The organism is Sphingomonas sp. GW821-FHT10F11, assembly GCF_058809095.1.
In genome coordinates, this window is sequence record NZ_JBXASH010000005.1 from 44,140 (window position 1) to 63,244 (window position 19,105).

General features: G+C 64.9%; 13 protein-coding genes. 5 read left to right on the forward strand and 8 right to left on the reverse strand.

Annotation, left to right across the window (positions count from 1 at the left end; all coding sequences use genetic code 11):
• Positions 1–371: 371 nt before the first annotated feature.
• Both AC1RT8_RS15560 and AC1RT8_RS15565 read right to left on the reverse strand, forming a co-directional pair.
• Positions 372–2,954, reverse strand: a complete 2,583-nt coding sequence (locus AC1RT8_RS15560; protein ID WP_493076568.1) for a TonB-dependent receptor — start codon at positions 2,952–2,954, stop codon at positions 372–374.
• A gap of 116 nt (positions 2,955–3,070) precedes the next feature.
• Positions 3,071–4,687: a tetratricopeptide repeat-containing sulfotransferase family protein gene (locus AC1RT8_RS15565; RefSeq protein ID WP_493076569.1), complete on the reverse strand. Its 1,617-nt coding sequence runs from the start codon at positions 4,685–4,687 to the stop codon at positions 3,071–3,073.
• 70 nt (positions 4,688–4,757) lie between these two features.
• Here AC1RT8_RS15565 and AC1RT8_RS15570 point away from each other — a divergent pair, with 70 nt between their 5' ends.
• Complete coding sequence (locus tag AC1RT8_RS15570) at positions 4,758–6,071, forward strand: amino acid permease (protein ID WP_493076570.1); 1,314 nt, start codon at positions 4,758–4,760, stop codon at positions 6,069–6,071.
• Here AC1RT8_RS15570 and AC1RT8_RS15575 read toward each other — a convergent pair.
• Together AC1RT8_RS15575 and AC1RT8_RS15580 are read right to left on the reverse strand one after the other, a co-directional pair.
• Positions 6,043–7,656, reverse strand: a complete 1,614-nt coding sequence (locus tag AC1RT8_RS15575) for a phytoene desaturase family protein (protein ID WP_493076571.1) — start codon at positions 7,654–7,656, stop codon at positions 6,043–6,045. The two genes, AC1RT8_RS15570 and AC1RT8_RS15575, sit on opposite strands and share 29 nt — an antisense overlap.
• Positions 7,657–7,753: 97 nt before the next feature.
• Positions 7,754–8,938: an aromatic ring-hydroxylating oxygenase subunit alpha gene (locus AC1RT8_RS15580; protein ID WP_493076572.1), complete on the reverse strand. Its 1,185-nt coding sequence runs from the start codon at positions 8,936–8,938 to the stop codon at positions 7,754–7,756.
• Between the two features lie 101 nt (positions 8,939–9,039).
• Between AC1RT8_RS15580 and betI the strand changes: the two genes are divergently transcribed.
• Positions 9,040–9,642: a transcriptional regulator BetI gene (betI, locus tag AC1RT8_RS15585; RefSeq protein WP_493076573.1), complete on the forward strand. Its 603-nt coding sequence runs from the start codon at positions 9,040–9,042 to the stop codon at positions 9,640–9,642.
• 273 nt (positions 9,643–9,915) lie between these two features.
• On the opposite strand, the gene AC1RT8_RS15590 is transcribed toward betI, so the two are convergent.
• Complete coding sequence (locus AC1RT8_RS15590; RefSeq protein ID WP_493076574.1) at positions 9,916–10,581, reverse strand: O-methyltransferase; 666 nt, start codon at positions 10,579–10,581, stop codon at positions 9,916–9,918.
• 91 nt (positions 10,582–10,672) lie between these two features.
• On the opposite strand from AC1RT8_RS15590, the gene AC1RT8_RS15595 reads away from it, so the two are divergent.
• From AC1RT8_RS15595 to AC1RT8_RS15605, 3 genes are all read left to right on the forward strand, one after another.
• Positions 10,673–11,311, forward strand: coding sequence for a TetR/AcrR family transcriptional regulator (locus AC1RT8_RS15595; protein WP_493076575.1), 639 nt, complete (start codon positions 10,673–10,675; stop codon positions 11,309–11,311).
• Positions 11,312–11,394: 83 nt separating this feature from the next.
• On the forward strand, positions 11,395–13,980 hold the full coding sequence (locus AC1RT8_RS15600) for a TonB-dependent receptor (RefSeq protein WP_493076576.1): 2,586 nt from the start codon (positions 11,395–11,397) through the stop codon (positions 13,978–13,980).
• A gap of 138 nt (positions 13,981–14,118) precedes the next feature.
• Positions 14,119–15,060, forward strand: coding sequence for a 3-keto-disaccharide hydrolase (locus AC1RT8_RS15605; RefSeq protein WP_493076577.1), 942 nt, complete (start codon positions 14,119–14,121; stop codon positions 15,058–15,060).
• Between the two features lie 37 nt (positions 15,061–15,097).
• Here the strand turns inward: AC1RT8_RS15605 and AC1RT8_RS15610 are convergent, their stop codons facing one another.
• The 3 genes from AC1RT8_RS15610 to AC1RT8_RS15620 form a co-directional block, all read right to left on the reverse strand.
• The gene (locus tag AC1RT8_RS15610; protein ID WP_493076828.1) at positions 15,098–15,463 is read right to left on the reverse strand and encodes an immunity protein CdiI family protein; all 366 of its coding nucleotides are present in this window, start codon (positions 15,461–15,463) and stop codon (positions 15,098–15,100) included.
• A complete protein-coding gene (locus AC1RT8_RS15615) occupies positions 15,460–16,851 on the reverse strand; it encodes a M20/M25/M40 family metallo-hydrolase (protein WP_493076578.1) in 1,392 nt (463 codons plus the stop codon). Before AC1RT8_RS15615 ends, AC1RT8_RS15610 begins: the two co-directional genes overlap by 4 nt.
• Positions 16,852–16,929: 78 nt before the next feature.
• Complete coding sequence (locus AC1RT8_RS15620) at positions 16,930–19,086, reverse strand: TonB-dependent receptor plug domain-containing protein (RefSeq protein ID WP_493076579.1); 2,157 nt, start codon at positions 19,084–19,086, stop codon at positions 16,930–16,932.
• Positions 19,087–19,105: the final 19 nt, after the last annotated feature.

Below are 19,105 nucleotides of genomic sequence, written 5' to 3' on the forward strand. Positions count from 1 at the left end.
CGGTATCAATGTGAGTTCGACAGGAAGGCGCGCTTGCGTAGCTGAATTTGGCGACTGATGCGTCGATGGCCAGGACGATCATGGCTGGTCCTTCCCTTTCCCATGCCGGGGCAGATATTCGGTTCTCGATTATGAGTGCGGCATAGCGCGGGAACGACATGAGTTGAATCGAGGCGCGACCTGACAGCACGAATCCTGTCAACGCGGGTGTGGGGACGATCGACGGGAGATATGGGACACCATGTGTCCCGTATCTCCTGGGGGCTTCAAACCGATACGATCGCCAACATTTCCGATTGATTTCAGTACCTTACTCGATACTCCAGGTCACTTCCGTGAAGCGGCGGCGGGACAGAGCCCGCCGCCCGGGATCAGAACTTGGCGCCCGCCCTCACCCCGATCGTGCGCGGATTGATCGGCACGATATAAGGCCGCTGCGAGCAACTCCCGCATTCCTGGAAGCGCGACAACTGGCCGCGTTCGTCAAAGGCGTTCTGTACGAACAGCTCGAACGTATAGTTGGTGAACTCGGCGCCGATCGCGAAATTGGCGGTGGTGTAGGCAGGCAAGCGCCCCTGCAGTTCGGCCGGATTGACCACCAACAACGTCCCCGTCTGGATGACCGCGGTGCGGATATCGGACGAGGCCGAACTCTGATGCGCGACCACGCCCTGGAGATAGGGCTTCAGCGTGCCGAGGTCGAAGGTATAGCGCGCCGTCGCGTTGGCCTTGAAGCGCGGCGTGACCGGAAGCCGCGTTCCCGCCGGCGCCGATATCAAATTCCCCTGCCCGCCCGGCCCCGGCAGGGTGCAGGCAAAGCTCGGATCGTCATACAGGCACAGATTCTTCTTGGTCTTCGCGTCGGTGTACGACCCCGCCGCCGTCAGCACGAGCGGGCCGAGGTTGAGATTGGCATCCATTTCCACGCCGCGAATGCGCGCATCCGGACCGTTGTGGATTTCGGTGAAGCTGTTCTGGCCGAGGAAGGAGAACTGGAACGCCTTCCATTCCTGCTGATAGATCGCGCCGTTGAAGCGCAGCTTGCCGCCGGCCAGCGTCGTCTTCCAGCCAATCTCGTAATTGGTCAGGAAGTCGGCGGCATAAGGCGGGATGGTGCCCCGGCGGTTGATGCCGCCCGGCCGGAAACCGCGCGACCAGGTGCCGTACAGCAGCACGTCCTCGACGGGCTTCCAGGTCAGGTTCAGCTTGTGCGTGAAGCCCTGCCCCTGGGTATTGACCGGCTGCAGCCCGCGCCCGACGGCATAGACCGCCAGATTGGTACAGGGGCTGCCCGCCACCGCCGCCGGCAGCAAGGTGAGCGAACTGCTATAGGTGTCGGTATCCCGATCGTAGAGCCGCTGGCCGGAGGTCGTGAAGCACTGCGCGACGCCGGTACGGTTGCTGCCCGCGGCGTTGGGCGGGCCATCGGAAAAGCCGTTGCCGGGATTGCGCCCGAAGCCGAAGAACCCGATCAGCGAGTTGTCGTAGATATAAGCGCGGCCGCCCGCGGTGAAGGTCAGGTTCGGCAGGATGTCGAAGGCAGCCTCGCCGAACATCGCGTAATCCTTGTCGACGCGGTGCTGCTGGGTCAGCCAGAGCGTGCCCGGGAAGCCATTGACCGACAGTTCGGGCGCGAGACCCGGGACCTGATAGTCCTGATGGATCTCGTTGCTCTGGCGCTGGTAGAAGGCGCCCGCCACGACGCGGAACCGCTCGCCCTGCGGCGAGGCGACGCGGAATTCCTGGCTCAGCTTCTTGAAGTGATCGCTGCCGATCACATTCTGGCGCGGGTCGATCGTGTTGCCGGCCGCGTCGTGGAAATAGAAATAATTGCTGATGCCGCCATAGGACGAATAGAGATTGTCATAGGCCTCGGCATAGTCGGTGTAATCGCTCGACGAGAAGGTCTTCCGGTCGAGATAGGCGCCGGCATAGGTCAGATCCCAATTGCCGAGCTTGCCCTCGATCGTCAGCGCCGCCTGGATGAAGCGATCGCGGCGATATTCCGGGAAGAAATGCTGCACCTTCAGGTCGCCGAGACGCGGGTCGTAACCATAGCTGCCGTGCGAGCGCGTATCCTGATAGATCGCGGTGGGCGTGACCGTCCAATTCTCGTCGAGATCGATCTTCAGCGCGGCGCGGCCGCCCCACAGCTCGGTATCGTTATAGTCCTTCTTCACGAACTTCGCATTGTTGACGCTGATGCCGCCATTGGTCGCGGTGCAGCCAAGCGGATTGGTCTCGGGCAGGAAGCTGCGGCAACCGGGCACATTGTCGATGTACCCCGCGTCCTTCTGGTAGAAGCCGACCGCGCGGAACGCGATATCCTGCGAGATCGGGATGTTGATCATCCCCTCGACCTTGCCGCCGACGCCGCCCTTGTTGACGGTGTTCACCTCGCCGTCGACGCGGCCATAAAAGCCGCTCGTGTCCGGCTTGTTGGTGATGATGCGGATCGTGCCGGCCTCGGACGAGGCGCCGTAGAGCGTGCCCTGCGGGCCGGCGAGGCTCTCGATGCGGGCGATGTCATAGACATGCACGTCGAGATTGCCGCCGATCGTCGTAACGGGCTGCTCGTCGAGATAGACGCCGACCGACGGCAGCGAGCCCGAATGGTTGCCGTCACCGCCCGACGCGACGCCGCGCATATAGACGACGTTGGTGCCGGGCGTGCCGCCGAGCGCCTGGAACGACACCGACGGCAGCAGCTGCGAATATTCGGCGAAATTCGCGATGTTGAGCTGGTCGAGCTTCTTGGTGCCGATCGCCTGGATGCTGATCGGCACGTTCTGGATATTCTCCTCGCGCTTCTGCGCGGTGACGATGATGTCGTCCTGCTCGGAGGCCGGCGCCGCTTCCTGGGTGTCGGTCGACTGCGCGAAGGCAGGTGTCGCGATGCTGGCGACGGACGCCAACAGGGCGGTGACGACGAGTTTACGCTTGGTGACGAGCATCGTGATACCCCCGATGATTATGTCTGTTCGGAAGGGTGTTCGCACGCGCAACATCCGTCAATCGGGTGCAGCATGCGAAATCATTTCGCGGCCGCATCGTGACAGTTTTGCAACGTTCAGACGAGGCCGGGGGCTGCCGGATAGGCGTCGAGCACATTGCCCAATGCAGCCTTGAGCGGGTCGAGCCACGGCTCGAACGGCTTCCAGCTTTCCGTGCCTTCGCGGAAGATCGGCTGGCGCACCTGTTCCGAGCTGGCGGTGCGCACCGCGCGTTCGGTCTTGTGGAAATCGAGGCATGCCGGGTCGAACTCCAGCCCGCACGCAGCGAGCAGCGCCCGTACCTCGGCTTCGGTATCGTCGACCATGCGCTCATAGATCACGCGGTGGACCAGGCCGGGCCGCACCGTATCGACATGCGCCATCAGGCGCACATAATCGCGGTAATAACGGCCCATATCCCCGAGCGAATAGCTGAACGCCTGACCTCGCGCGAAATGCTGTTTGAAGTTGGAGAAGCAGCACCCGAGCGGATGCCGCCGCGCGTCGATGATCGTCGCGTTGGGGAGGATCAGGTGGATGAACGGCAGATGCGCCCAGTTGTTGGGCAGCTTGTCGATGAAGAAGGGACGGTTCGTCCGCCGCTGCACGCTGGCGCGGCGCAGATATTCAGCGCCCAATGCCTTTAGCCGTTCCGGGGCCAACGCCTCGAGCCGCTGCGGATAATTGGCCACGGCCAGCGCCAGTGCCGGGATGTCGGGCAGTTCGGATGTACCCTCGACCAGCGGATGGCTCGACAGGATCTGCTCGACCAGAGTCGATCCGGCGCGCGGCATGCCGAGGATGAAGATCGGGTCGGGCGCGTCGTTTCCCTGCCCTGCCCGGGCGGTGAAAAAGGCGGGCGTGCACAGCTTTATGCTGCGGTCGACAAAGGCCTCGGTCTCCTCGGCGTCATAGTCGATCTTCGTCCGCCGGAGTGCATTGCCCGCGGCATAATGATCGAAGGCTTCCGGTGCCTGTTTGCGATCCTCGAACGCCTTGCCGAGCGCGAAGTCGAGATGGAACCTGTCCTCGTCCGAAATGTCGGCGCGCGCCAACGCCGTCTGCATTGCCGCGATATCCGCCTCGTCGAACTTCACCGTCTTCAAATTGGCGAGGCTCCACCACGCCTCGCCCAGTTCGGGCGTCAGCATAATCGCCTGGCGATAGGCGGCAATGCCGTCCGCCTGGCGCCCGACCGTCTTGAGCATGTGACCGTAGCTCATCCAGACCTTGGGCTGTTTCCCCGCGCTCTTCAGCACCGTTTCGTACAGCTCGATCGCCTCGTCGAAGCCGCCGATCCGGCCGAGCGCCGCCGCCTTGAGATTGGCATGGCCGGGATTGTCGGGCTCGTCGTCGAGCACGAGATCGAGCTCCGCGATCGCCTCGATCGGGCGGTTCTGCCGGTAGAGCGCGATCGCCAGGTTCGCGCGCGCTGCAGTGAATGCGGGCGACAGCTCGAGCGCGCGGCGCAGCAGCGTCTCGGCATCCCTGTAGCGCCCGATCCGTCCGGCGAGCTCGGCGAGCATGCGGATCGCGGCGACGTCGAACGGGTCTTCCTTCAGATGCGCGCGCAGCAACGGTTCGGCGACCGACAGGGCATTGTCGTGCAGCGCGAGCGCGGCATCGATCAGCCGGGGCGGCCAGCGGCTGCTCTCGGGCTGCCAGGTGGGTTGCGAGGGGGGAATGCTTGCCATGAGGTGTTCCCAAGAAACATGGTGCGCGCTTCCGATCAAGCCGTAGAGTGCGGTATCGGGGAGATCGCCTATGTCCACATCGCCATCACGCGCCGCCTTGGGCTTCTGGACCTGCCTGGCGCTGGTGGTCGGCAACATGATCGGGTCGGGCGTGTACATGCTCCCGGCGACGCTCGCGCCGCTCGGCTGGAACGGCATGATCGGCTGGATCGTCACGATCGGCGGTGCCTTGTGCCTTGCCTTCGTCTTCGCGCGGCTCGGCGCCAAGCTTCCCCTCGCCGGCGGGCCCTATGCCTTCACTCAGGCAGCGTTCGGCCCGGGCGTCGGCTTCGCCGTCGCCTGGAGCTATTGGGTGCTGATCTGGGCCGGCAACGCCGCGATCGCGGTCGCCGTGGTGAGCGCGCTCAGCCTGATCGTGCCGGCACTCGGCTCGACGCCGGGCCTGCCGGCCATGGCCGCGCTCGCGGTCATCTGGATATTGATCGCGGTCAACATCCGCGGGGTGGCGCTCGCCGGCCAGGTCCAGTTCGTGACGACATTGCTCAAGCTGGTGCCGCTCGCCGGCGTGATCATCCTTGCGGCATGGCTGTTGCTGCGCGACGGCGGCGGTGCGATCGCGGCCAGCACGCCGGTGCCGCTCGGCGCGGGCGCGATCGCCGGCGCGGCGGCGATCACCTTCTGGGGCTTTCTCGGCGTCGAATCCGCCACCGTCCCGGCCGACAAGGTGGAGAATGCGGCCAAGGTCGTGCCCCGCGTCACGCTGATCGGCACAGTGCTGACAGGGGTCGTCTATGTCCTGGTCTCCGGCGCCGTCATGTTCATGATGCCCGCCGCGATCACCGCCGCCTCCCCCGCCCCGATCGCCGAGTTCCTCGGCCGCAGCTTCGGGCCGCGCACCGCCGAGATCGTGGCGCTGTTCGCGGCGATCAGCGCCTTCGGAACGCTCAACGGCTTCATCCTGCTGCAGGGCGAGATGCCCTGGGCGATGGCGCGCGGGGGCGTGTTTCCGGCATGGTTCGGCAAGGAAAGCCGCTTCGGCACGCCGGCCCGCGCCCATCTCGTCTCGGGACTGCTCGTCACGGTGGTGACGCTGATGAACTATGCCAGCTCGATGGGGCAGCTCTTCCAGGACATCGCCTCGATCTCGCTCGCCTCGGGCATGCTCGCCTATCTCGCCTGCGCGCTGGCGGCGATCCGGCTGCTGCCCGACGACGTACCCCTGAAGATCGCCGCCGCGATCGCCACGGTCTTCGTCGTCTGGATGGTCTATGGCCTCGGCCTCAAGGCCGATCTCTGGGGCCTGGCGCTGCTGCTGCTCGGCCTGCCGGTCTATTGGTCCGTCCGGCGCGGCCGCGTCACTTCCAGCGCCGCCACCGCCCCATGATGCCGCGATCGGCGATGATCTCGTGCGCCGCATTGTGCCCCGGCGCACCGGTCACGCCGCCGCCCGGATGGGTGCCCGCGCCGCACATATAGAGGCCCTTGATCGGCGACCGGTAGTCGCCGTGCCCCAGCACCGGCCGCGCTGCCCAGAGTTGGTCGAGCGACATGTGCCCGTGCATGATGTCCCCTCCGATCAGGCCGAACTTGCGCTCCAGGTCGAGCGGCGAATGGATCTGCCGCGCGATGACCGCGCCCTTGAAGTTCGGTGCGTGCTTGGTGACCGTATCAATGATCAGGTCCGCCGCCTTTTCGCGCTCGTCGTCCCATGAACGGCCGTCCGGCAGCTCGGGCGCGAACTGCTGGCAGAACAGGCTGGCGATATGCATGCCCGGGGGCGCCAGGCTGTCGTCGATCGAAGTCGGCAGCTTCATCTCGACGATCGGCTCGTCCGACCAGCCCTTGGCCTTCGCATCGGTGAAGGCCTTGTCCATATAATCGAGCGTCGGCGAGATGATGATGCCGCAGGTGTGATGCTCGGCGACCTGCTTGCCCGGCAGCACCGAGAAATCGGGCAGTTCGGACAGGGCGACGTTCATCCGAAACGTGCCCGAGCCCGTCTTGAAATTGTCCATGCGCCGGGCGAATTCCGGGGTCATGTCGCTGCGGTCGACCAGTTGGCGATAGAGCAAAGCCGGGCCGACATTGGCCGCGACGATGTCGGCCGCGATCTCCTCGCCATTCTCCAGCTTCACGCCCGACACGCGGTTGCCGTCGACCAGCACCTTCGCGACCGGGGCCTCGAGGCTGATCTCGACGCCCAGGTCGGTGCACGCTTCCGCCATGAACTGCGTGATCGCGCCCATGCCGCCGACGCTGTGCCCCCAGGCGCCCTTCTTGCCGTTCACTTCGCCGAAGACATGGTGGAGCAGGACATAGGCGCTGCCCGGCGTGTCGACGCTGGCATAATTGCCAACGACCGCGTCGAAGCCGAACGCGGCTTTCACATATTCGTCCTCGTACCAGCTATCGAGGAAGTCGCACGCAGACTTGACGAACAGGTCCATCACGTCGCGCTGCGCCTCGATCGACATGCCGGCGAGGCGCTTGCCCTGCGCCGCCGCGGCGATCAGCGCGCGGATGCCGCCGCCGGCATTGGGCGGGGTCTTGAGCGCCATGTCGCGCAGCACCTCGGCGACGCGCTCCAGCGCTTCCTCGTATTTCGGGAAGGTGTCGGCGTCCTTTTGCGAATAGCGGGCGAACTCCGCGCGGGTGCGGTCCTCGCCGCCGCCGAGCTTGAGATACCCCTTCTCGTTGGGGAAGAAGTTGGAGATCGTCCGCTCGATGATCCGCCAGCCGCGCTCGTGCAGCCGCATGTCCTTGATCACCTTGGGGCGGAGCAGGCTGACCGTGTAGCTCGCGGTCGAGTTGCGGAAACCGGGATGGAACTCCTCGGTAACGGCCGCCCCGCCGACGACCGCGCGGCGTTCGAGCACGCGGACCTTGAGGCCGGCGCGCGCGAGGTAAAAGGCGCAGACCAGGCCGTTATGGCCACCGCCAATGATCACTGCGTCGTACTTCTTCGTCATTCAGCCACCCGTTCGTTTCGAGCGAAGTCGAGAAACCGCGTCTGGCGCGTCCGTGGCCGTGTCTCGACTTCGCTCGACACGAACGGTGGAGGGATCGTCAGTCCACCGGGCGAGGCCGCCGGCTCCACCCGGGCGCGGGAGCCTTGTGCAGCCGCGCCTCGGGGATTAGCCGCCGGATCTTCTTCGCGAAGCTGCGCAGGCACACCTCGCTAGCTCCGATCGGCCCACAGGTATAGCTTTGCGACGCCATGCCCTGCTGCACGCGCGTGATCAGCCAGGTGTCCTCGGCATTGACCGTGCGGTTGATCCGCCAGTTGGCGTAGCGCACCAGCTTCATCTCGCGCCGCTCGTCGGGCAGCGCGAACGCCATCTCGCGCAGCACCGAGACGGTCGGCGACAACGGCAGCCACTGCATGAAATCGACCTGGTCGGGATAGATGTCGAAGGCCATGTTCGGCCAGAGCTTGTAATAGAGCCACAGCTTCTGCTGCGCCTCGGGCAGGTGCTCCGCGCGCGGCAGATGGGCCTGGTAGAGCCGCTCCCACCGGTCGTTCGAGGGCTTGTCGGCGAGATAGCCCGACATCTTGTCGACCCAGGGCTGCGCCTCGATCGCATAGCTCTTGCCGAACAGCCGCGTCAGCCCGGCATGCGCGACCGGAATGTGCAGATTGTCTGAATAATTGTCCCCGACATTCTTCCAGTTCACTGCCCGCTCGCGCAGCCGGACCGGGCTGAGCGTCCGCATCTCCTCGAACCGGTAGGGCGCGATCTCCGCTTCATAGGGCGTCATCATCTCGGCGACCGACGGCCCACCATTGTCCTCGAGCCTGACGAACACGAAGCCGTTCCAGATCTCGACATCGACGGTTGCGAGGCCGTTCTTCGCCATGTCGAGCGCGGGATAGTCGTTCTTCATCGGCACGCCGGTCAGCCGCCCGTCAAGCTCATAGGCCCAGGCGTGGTACGGGCAGACCAGCTTCTTCGCGCAGCCTGCCGGCCCTTCGACCAGCCGCATTGCACGGTGGCGGCAGACATTGGCGAAGGCGCGCACCGCGCCGTCCTCGCCGCGCACGGCGATGACGCTTTCGCCGATATAATCGAGCGTGTGATAGTCGCCGGGCTTCGGGATATCGCTGACATGGCAGACGATCTGCCACGAGGGGCGGATCACCCGCGCCACCTCGACGTCGAAATATTCGGGATCGGTATAGAGCCAGCCCGGCAGGCTGAAGTCGGCGTCGGGGTCGTGGCCTTCAGCGATATCCGCGTAGCGATGCGCCATGCTGGCCTCCGTTGCTTGTTGGACGATCGTATAACAAGACAGGCTATTGCGCAACGCGAATGTGTCTCGACTTCGCTCGACACGAACGGGAGAAGGGGCATGTGCACAAACCCGCCTTCACCCGCGCCGAACCGGACGCCCGCCGCCTCAGCCTGATCGAGGCGACCGCGCGTGTGCTCGCCAGCCACGGCGCGGCGGGCGTGTCGGTGCGCACCATCTCAGCCGAGGCCGGTGTCTCGCCCGGGCTGCTCGGCCATTATTTCGACGGCATCGACGCGTTGATCGCCGCGACCTATGCCCATATCGACGCGCAGGTCTCCGCCGCGTTCGAGGCCGCCATGGCCGCGGCCGGACCAGAGCCTCGCGCCCGCCTGCTCGCCCATGTCACCGCCAGCTTCGCCAAGCCGATCGCCGATCCGGGCCTGCTCGCGACCTGGATCGCCTTCTGGAGCCTGGTGAAGAGCAATGAGGACATAGCCCGCCTCCATCGCGACCTCTACGCGGCGTATCGCCGCGACCTCGAAACCCTGCTTGCCGCCTGCGGGATGGCCGAACAGGACCGCCGTCTCGCCGCGATCGGCATCAGCGCGATCGTCGATGGCCTGTGGCTGGAACTGTGCCTCGCGCCCGATGCGTTCACGCCGGCCGAAGCCAGCGCCATCGCCGAGCGCCATATCGATGCGCTGCTTGAAACCCGATCATGAGAAAGACGCGAGCAGTGGTCTCCCATCGCTGCAATCGCGTCGATAGCCCAGGCGGCGCAGCGATTGAATCAAGGCCTCCCGCGCTGCGCGCCTGTTGGAAATGTCAGTAGGGTCGCTGACATTCTGGCTTTCTACACGACAAGCCAATCTCAATATTTTGTGCATTTTCAGATACTTAATATGAGCCCCGGTCCCATGAGGGCTGACAAAATGTCAGTCGTCATGGGACATCTCCTCGAATGAGCGGAGGCATTCCGAACGTATCGAGATGCCTCAAACGAGCCGGATCGACAGTTCGACATCGTCCGTGAACGACATCGACCAATAGCCGTTCGCGGCCGAGCCGACGCGTTCGAGATAGTCGGGACAATAATCGGTGTTGTCGGCGATGATCACTGCGCCGGGCCGCAACCGGCTCTCGACCAGCGCCAGTACGTCCAGGTATAGCGACTTGGCGCCATCCAGCAGGAGCAGGTCGACCGTCTCGGGCAGGTCGGACGCCAGCGTCTCGAGCGCGTCGCCTTCGCGGAACTCGACCAGGTCCGACAGGCCACCCGCGGCGAGATTCTCCCTGGCCCTGGCCAGCTTGGACGGTTCGAATTCGCAGGTGATGAGCCGCCCGCCCCCATTTTCCCGCAACGCGGCCGCGAGGTGCAGAGTCGAGAGGCCGAACGAGGTGCCGAACTCGACAATGGATCGTGCGTTGCCCGCCCGCGCCAGCAGATAGAGGAGCTTGCCCGTCTCGCGCGAGACGGGGAGCGCGAACTCCTTCAGCTGGTCGTAAAGCTCGCGATACTCAGTCTTGCTCGACATGAGGCGGTAGCGTTCCTCGGGCGAGACGGACGCAAAGGCGGGGTTCGCCATCGGGGTTGCCGCCTCGGCCTCCGCAAACAGCCGGTCAAGCAGCGGCGCCACCGGCGCGCTGGTCAGGATAGTCATCGATTTTCTCCAGTTTCGAGCAGGTGTTTGCTCGCCGGTAGAAATACGACTAGTTCGTCAGCTTTCCTATTCGCATTGGCTGGAGCCGCGGATGACGACCCGACGAAGCGCCCGCGTTTCCTTGCTCAAACAGCCCAAACAGGCCCGCTCGAACGACCTCGTCGCGGCGGTTCTCGATGCCGCTGTTCAGGTTTTGAGGACCGAGGGCGCGCAGCGATTCACCACCGCCCGAGTCGCCGAGCGTGCCGGGGTTAGCGTTGGGTCGCTCTACCAATATTTTCCCAACAAGGCCGCGATCCTGTTCCGGCTGCAGAGCGACGAGTGGCGCGCCACCAGCGACCTGATGCGCGACATTCTGGAGGACCGCACCAAACCGCCGCTCGAACGCGTGCGCACCCTGGTGCATATGTTCATCCGCTCGGAATGCGAAGAAGCGGAGATCCGTGGTGCGCTCAACGACGCAGCGCCGCTGTATCGCGACGCGCCCGAGGCGATCGACGTCCATGCGTCGAGCGCACAGGCCTTCCAGTCATTCCTGCTTGAGTTGCTCCCCGATGCCACCGAGGGCAGGCGATCGCTGGCGGGCGATCTCGTCGAGACGACATTGAGCGAAGTGGGCAGCAGCTTTTCGGCCACGCCCCGCACGCCGGAGGAAATCCATGCCTATGCGGATGCGCTCGCCGATATGTTGTGCGCGTATCTGGAGCGGCTGGTCGTGGCGGGCAGATAAGGACAGATCAGCGACTGTCACGCCGTCGCAACCGAAACGTCGCGAAACTGGCATGGTCCGGGCGCACAGGGCGCGTCGCTGCAATGCAGCAACGACCGCACCAAGGGGACCCTGCCGTGATCCGATATACTTCCAGCCTGCTCGCGCTCGCCGGCGCGCTTTTCTACGCCAACGTGGCCTGTGCGCAGACGGCCGAAGTCGCTGCGATCGATAGCCAGCCGGACGACGCATCGACGATCGTCGTTACCGCCGCCAAATCGACCCGCTCGTCGACGGCGATCCCCCAAAGCGAAATCCAGAAGATCCTGCCCGGCGTCTCGCCGCTGAAGGCGATCCAGACGCTGCCCGGCGTGCTCTACATCACCGCCGATCCCTGGGGTTATAACGAGCAGAACGCCCAGATCTTCATCCACGGCTTCGCTGCCAACCAGCTCGGCTACACGATGGACGGCATTCCGCTGGGCGACCAGAGCTATGGCAATTACAACGGCCTCTCGCCGCAGCGCGCGGTTATTTCCGAGAATGTCGGCCGCGTCGTCGTGTCGACGGGCGCCGGCGATCTCGCCACCGCATCGAACAGCAATCTCGGCGGCACCGTCGAGACCTTTTCGTCGAGCCCGCTGGACAAGTTCGGCGTCCAGGCCGCGCAAACCTTCGGCAGTTACGATACCTCGCGCAGCTTCGTCCGCATCGACACCGGCACCTTCGCCGGCGGCACGACATCGGGCTATATCTCGGCTGCGCGCCAGCATGCCCGTGCGTGGGACTTCAACGGCACGCAGGGCGGCTATCAGGCCAACGCCAAGCTGGTGCACGACAGCTCGATCGGCAAGCTGACCTTCTATTTCGACTATAACGACATGACTCAGCCGAACGAAGACGCGACCGTCTTCTTCAAGCCTTCCGCCGGCGGCACGGCGACCCCGGTCCAGCTCTACACGCCCTATACCAAGCCGTTCTACTACCCGGATTTCAGCGGGTACCGTACGTCCTATCTGAGCGCGATGGGCAATTCCCCGGCCGCCGTGGGCAGCAATTATCGCAACTATTATTCGGATGCGCAGCGGACCGACTATCTCGGCTATCTTCGCTACGACGCGAAATTCTCCGATCATATCACCTGGTCGACCACGGCGTATTTCCATCACAATGACGGCGCCGGTGTCGTTGCCGGTCCGCTCGGCCAGTCGATCACGACCGCCCAGCCCTATCTCGACCCGAACTATGCGACTCTCCCCGCCAATTGCCGCTTCGGCGCCAACGCCAACGGGATCCGGCCGACGGCCTGCACGGCGCTGACCGATGCCCAGGCGGCCGCGGCGGGTGCCGCTTTGGTCCAGGCGACGGGTGGCTCGGGCCTGATCACGCGCACCACGGAATACCGGATCGATCGTGGCGGCGTGATCTCGGCGCTCAACCTCGAACTCGGCAGCCACAAGATCGAGCTGGGCGGCTGGTTCGAGCACAACAGCACCACGCAGTGGCGCCGGTGGTACGGCGTCGACGTCAATAACCCCGCATCGAGCACGCCCTATATCCGCCCGCTCTCGGTCGCGACGCCGCTGTTCACGCAGTATCAGGGCGACGCGTCGATCAACCAGCTGCAGCTCCACATCCAGGACACCTGGCAGGTCACCGACCGACTGCTCGTCCAGGGCGGCGTGAAGACCAGCGCGCAATGGGCGGACGGGCGTTTCCCGGTCCAGCCCAAGGCCGGGTCCTTGTCGGGCCTGTCCGGCGGCTTGCCGCAGGGCAAGATCAACACGCTGCGCTGGTTCCTGCCGGCGATCGGCGCGACCTATGACTTCAACGGCCATGAAGAAGTCTATTTCAACGTCCAGAAGAACCTGCGGCAATATCAGGCCTATCTGGCGGGCGGTGGCGGCCCATGGTTCACGGGAAGCCAGGCGGCCTTCGACGCCTTCGCCGACCAGGGCAAGCCCGAGAGCAGCTGGACCTATGAAGGCGGCCTGCGCACGCGTCGCAATTTCTCCGGCGACATCGGGTTCGACGCGCAGATCAACTATTACCACGTCGTGTTCAACGACCGCCTGCTGGCGATCTCGACCAATCCGGGCGGCATCGCGGGTGGCAACATCACCGGCGGCACCTCGATCCTGGTCAATGTCGGCGACGTCAAGACAGACGGTGTCGATGCCGCCTTCACGCTCCGCGTCGGGCGCGTCTTCTCGCTCTACAACGCAGTCTCGTACAATTTGTCCAAATACCAGAGCGACTATACGTCGGTGGCGCTCGGCATCGGCAACGCCACCGATACCTGCATCGGCGGTTATATTGTCACCAATGGCGTGGTGCCGACCTGCGGCAAGCAATTGCCCGGCACGCCGAAATGGATGAACAAGACGGTCGCGACGGTGTCGGTCGGCCCGATCGAGGCGCAGCTGATCGGCGACTATGTCGGCCGCCGCTTCAGCACCTTCACCAACGATGCCAGCGTGCCGTCCTATTTTCTGACCTCGCTGCGTCTCGCCGCGCGGCTTCCGGAGAATATCCTGCCGTTGCGCAAGGCGGAGATCGCGCTCAACGTCACCAACCTGGCCGACAAGAAGGGGGTATCGACCCTGTCGATCGGTTCGGCGACCAACAGCTATTCGGCCTATCCGATCGCGCCGCGCCAGTGGTTCCTGACGCTGTCGGCCGCTTACTGACCCTGTTGTAGCGGTGGAACGGCAGGCGAAGTCTCGTTCATCGAGGCCTCGTCTGTCGTTCAACTACCCGCGACCATAATCCGCCTTCCCTCCGGTCGTGCCCGCAGGCACTCTGCGCTGGAGATTGGGAGAGGGATCATGACGATGAACCGGGCGCTGCTGTTCGCCCTTGCGCTGCCGGCCGCCGCTTTGGCGCAGGATTCGACCGAACGCGCACGCACCATCGCAGGCGCCGCGCCCACCGCCGCACAGCGCCTCACCCTTGCCGATCTCCCCAAAACAGCGGGAAAAGCGACCGCCTTGTTCGACAGCCGCAGCCTTAGCGGCTGGCAGCCCTGGCTCGGCTATGCCGACCCCGGCGTGACCTACAAGGCCAATCCCGGCGCCGCGCCGATCGGCACCAGCCGCGACGCGAGCGGCGATTTCGCCGTCCGGCAGGTCGACGGCGCGCCGGCGATCTGGGTAAAAGGCGAGACCTGGGGCAGCCTCGTGCACCGCGGCGACTTTCGCGACTATCACCTTCGGCTCCAGTATAAATGGGGCGCGAAGACTTGGGCGCCGCGCGAGCGCCTGCCGCAGAATAACGGCCTGCTCTACCACACGCACGGAGCGCCCGGGCAGGTGTTCGGGACGTGGCGGCCATCGGTCGAATTCGAGATCATGAAGGGGTCGACCGGCATGATCGTCACCGTCGGCAAGACGGTGCGGGCACGAACCACCGTGGCGTTCGACCCGTCACTGATCGCGCCGCACCTCCGCTTCCGCATGGGCGGCCGGGAGATCGACATGATCAACGGCACCCCGACCTGGAACGTCGAGGGCGCAAGCGATGCGGAACGGCCGATCGGCGAGTGGAACACGCTCGATCTGTACGTGCTTGGCGACCGTGCCGTTCATGTCGTCAATGGCGTGCCGGTCGCCGAAGTGCGGGGCCTGGCAACCATTTTGCCCGACGGCACCCGCTCACCGCTGACTCACGGCCAGATCCAGCTCCAGTCCGAAGGCGCCGAGACATGGTTCCGGGCGATTACCGTCGAGCCGATCCGCGCGCTGCCCAGGATCGTCGCCGCCGGCGGCTAGCGAGTTGCGGCCCCACGACAATCGTCGCGGAGCGGGCCTACGATCTGGAAGGCCAATACCGAACAGAACCCGTTGGCCCAATTTCGGCCGCTACGCGTCTTGCCAGCACCGATCCACGCTCGACAAAACGTGCCTCAGTGGCAGGCGACGGAAATCCAGACCGAGCCGGATCGTCGGGATTCAAGGTTGCATCAAACTCAGCCGCCCAAGTGTCGAGATCGCCGCACAATGCTGCCGACAAGCCAAGGCGCTCCGGGCTGACGTCGCCCATCCGCCCAGCAGGGTCCTCATCCCACCAAAGGGGATGGCAACCATAGTCCGGCAGGATCTTTATACGGACCGCTTGTTCCAGACTCGAAACCCCTTGTTCGCGCGATAGTCGAATGTCGAAAAGTCGCCCTATTTCGACAGGTCAGTGAACAGCGACAGATAATAGCTGATCCCCGGCGCAATGTTCGACACCTGGGCGCGCTCGTTCAGGCCGTGGCTGAAATCGTCCGAATCCTTGCTGAAGGTCGGGCTCGCGCCATAGCTGTCCACGCCCTTGTAGCGGAACCACATGCTGTCGCTCGCGCCCGAGGACATGCTCGGGAACACCGGAACACCCGGATAGGTCGCCTTCATCGCCTTGTTCACCGCAGCGATGAAATCGGGCCGCATCGGCGAGGCGTCGGTTGCGACCGAGCCCTCGGTCACATCCTTGAAGGTCACCGCCGGTTCGGCCGCCACCTTCTGCAGTTCCGCCATGATGTCCGCCGGCTTGTGGCCGGGGAAGATGCGGCAGTTGATGTTCGCCGTCGCCTTTTGCGGCAGCGCGTTCAGCGCATGGCCGCCACTGACCATGGTCGAAACGCAGGTCGTGCCGATCTTGCCGATCGTCGCCGGGTTGGCGGTCAGGGTGGCGATCGCCGCCTTGTCGGTCGGATCGGCGGCAAAGGCGCGCATCGCCGCCGCCGTCTCGGCATCCTCATATTTAGCCGCCTCGACGAAATAGGCGCGGGTCAGGTCGCTGACTTCGGGCTTGAACTGATAGTCGCCGATCCGCGCCAGCGCCGCCGACAGCTGGTTGATCGCATTGGCCTTGCGCGGGGCCGAGCTGTGGCCACCCGGATTGGTCACGGTCAGTTCGAAATCGGCATAGGTCTTCTCGGCGCCCTGCCAGGTCCACAGCACCGGCTTCCCCGTCTTCTCGTCCAGCAGCCCGCCGCCGCCATCGATGTTGAGTACGATCTCGGCATTGGAGAGCTTGTCGGCGATGATGGCGGAGGTCTTCATCACCGTTTCCTCGTCGCCCGAGAATTCGATGACGATGTCGCGCTTCGGCTTGTAGCCCGAGCGCTTGAGCTCGATCAGCGCCGCGATCGCCATGGTGCCGTCGAGCTTCATGTCGCTGGCGCCGCGGCCGAACAGATAGCCGTTCTCGACCACGGCGGTGAACGGATCGCGCTGCCAGTCCGACGGCTTGGCCTCGACCACGTCCATATGGCCGGAAATGACGAGCGGCTTGGCCTTGGGGTCCGACCCGCGCCAGCGCCCGATCAGATAGACGGTGTCGTCGACCGGCGTGATCTCGACGTCGCCGTCGGCGAAGCCGCCCTCGACCAACGCCGCCTTGTAGAGCGCGGCGACCTTGTCGGTCTCGTTGCCCGGTCCGCGCACGGAACGCAGCGCGATGGCCTTCTTCGCGAGATCGAGCGCCTGCGCTTCGGCCTGGGGATGCGACACGGTCTTGGCCTCCGCCGCGCCGGTAACCGCCAGAATCGTGAATGCCGAAAGAGCCAAGCGCCGCATCAAAAGCCTCCTGTGTTGTGGCGCGACGCTAGGCCCGACATTCTCCCCTCGCAATGGCCGGTCGATGCGATTTTGCCATCAATAACGGGCACGTGCGCTGACGAAGAAGCTGCGGCCGGGTTCCGGGAAACCATCGACCAGCGTATAGTTCCGGTCGAACAGGTTGCGCGCGCCGACCCCCAGGTCGATGCCCTTCGCCACCCGGAAATCCACCCGCAGGCCGGCATTGGCGTAGCTGCCGGTGCGGTAATAGACGATCGGGGCGATGTCGGTGACGGTCCAGCGATCGGACGCGATGTCCAGGCTGGGGATGACATGCACCGCCTCGACCGGCGACCAGTCGGCATAGAGGAACGCCTTGTGAGTCGGCACGTCGGTCGGCCGGAACGCGGCGTTGGACGGATCGTGCAGGTCGCGGTGAACCCAGGTGTAGTTGCCCCCGATCGAGAAGCTCAGGCCGAAGCGCGCGTCGATCGAGACCTCCGCGCCGTAATAGTCGCCCGAACCGAGGTTGCGGCTCTGTACCAGGCTCACCTGGGTGCAGCCGGGGACCGGCGCGGGCGGCGGCGTGGTCGTGCCGGTGCAGCTATAGGCGAGTGTCGGATAGGACACGATCGCATTATCGATACGCGAGTAGAAGGCGGCACCCGACGCGTGGACGATGCCGAAACGCCGTGACGCGCCGATCTCGTAATTGGTCGCCCGCTCCGGGTTCAGGTCCGGATTGGGGATCGAGGTGCCGAAGCGCTGGCTGAACCGCTCGAAGATCGTCGGGAAGCGCCCGCGCGACGAGACGCTCGCATGCAGCCGCGTATCGGCATCGGCCTGCCAGGCGATCTGGCCCTGCAGGCTCCAGGTGCCGGTGTTGCGCAGCGGATAGGAGAAGATACGGCTGGGCGTGGTGGCGGGGTTCGAGCCGAGCGGCGCGCCATATTCCTCGGCTTTGATCAGGTTGCGCCAGTCATAGCCGGCGCCGACCGTCAGGATCAGCCCCGGCGCAAGCGTCAGCCGGTTCTCGGCGCCCAGGCTGTAGGTTTCCTCAAGGCCCTGCTGGTCGGGCTCGGTCGTGCCGTTGGGCAGGGTGGTGGGCGAAAAGCTCTGCTGCGCCTCGATATGCTTGTCGCGGCGATATTGCGCGGCAAGGCTGAACAGGTCGGCGTCGGTGAGCTGCACCGCCAGCTCCGCCGAGCCGCCGATCGCTTCGTCATGATAGGGGCTGTTGAACGCCCTGGGCGTCACCTGGGTGTTTTCCGCCGCGGTGCTGAACGAACGCAGGAGGTTGTAGAAGCTGTTGCGATAGACGCGGGTCTTCAGCGTCGCCCGTTCGCCAAGCGCCGTGGTCGACAGGAAATAGACGCTGTCGATATTCCAGGCCGGCCAGGTCCAGTAACGCTGGCCCGCGATCGGATCCGTGATGTGCAGCGGCGCCGCCTTCGACCCTTCCTGCCGCGTGTAGCTGATCGAATATTCGTCGGTCGCGTTCGGGGTGAAGCCGATCTTGACGTTGCCGCGCCAATCCTTGGTGCGCGACAGGCCGCGATGCCCGCCATCCTCGACCGAGGTCGGCGTATAACCGCTCGCCAGATCCCAATGATCCTGGAAGTTCCGTGTATAGCTCGCCTGGGCGTACCATTGGTCGTGCCGGGTGCCGACCAGCCCGAAGACGTTGTAGCCGGTATAGTTGGCGTCATGCCCGAGCGAGAGCGTGCCGCGCGCTTCGACCTCGAGTGCCTTGGTCGGCGTGCGCGACACCAGGTTCACCGCGCCGCCCATGCCGTCCGGCCCGTTGAGCACCGACACATAGCCCTTGGCGACCTGGATCTCGGCGATGTCGGGCGTGAGGAACCGCCCGTAATCGAGCCGGTTGTCCGCCGGCAGATAGACGCGGATGCCGTCGATGGTCAGCGGCACCTGGAAGCGGTTGAAGCCGCGCACGAAGATCAGCCGCTCGTTGCGCGATCCGCCGCTATTGCCCGACGACGCGCCCGGGATCAGGTTCACCGCGTCGTCGAGCGTCGCGCGGTTGAAAGTGTAGATCGCCTGCGACGAGAGGGTCGAATCGCCGATCGTCGCGTCGCTGTCCTTGTGGCCGGTCACGACGATTTCGCCGAGCCCGAACGCCCGATCGTTCCCGTCCGCCGGAGGGGCAACAGCATCGGCCGGTGCGCTCTGCGCCCAGGCTGGAGAAAGTGTCAGAAAGGCGGCGGTGCCCGCCAATATTCCCAGCGTGCGCATTGATCTTCGTCCCCCGTTC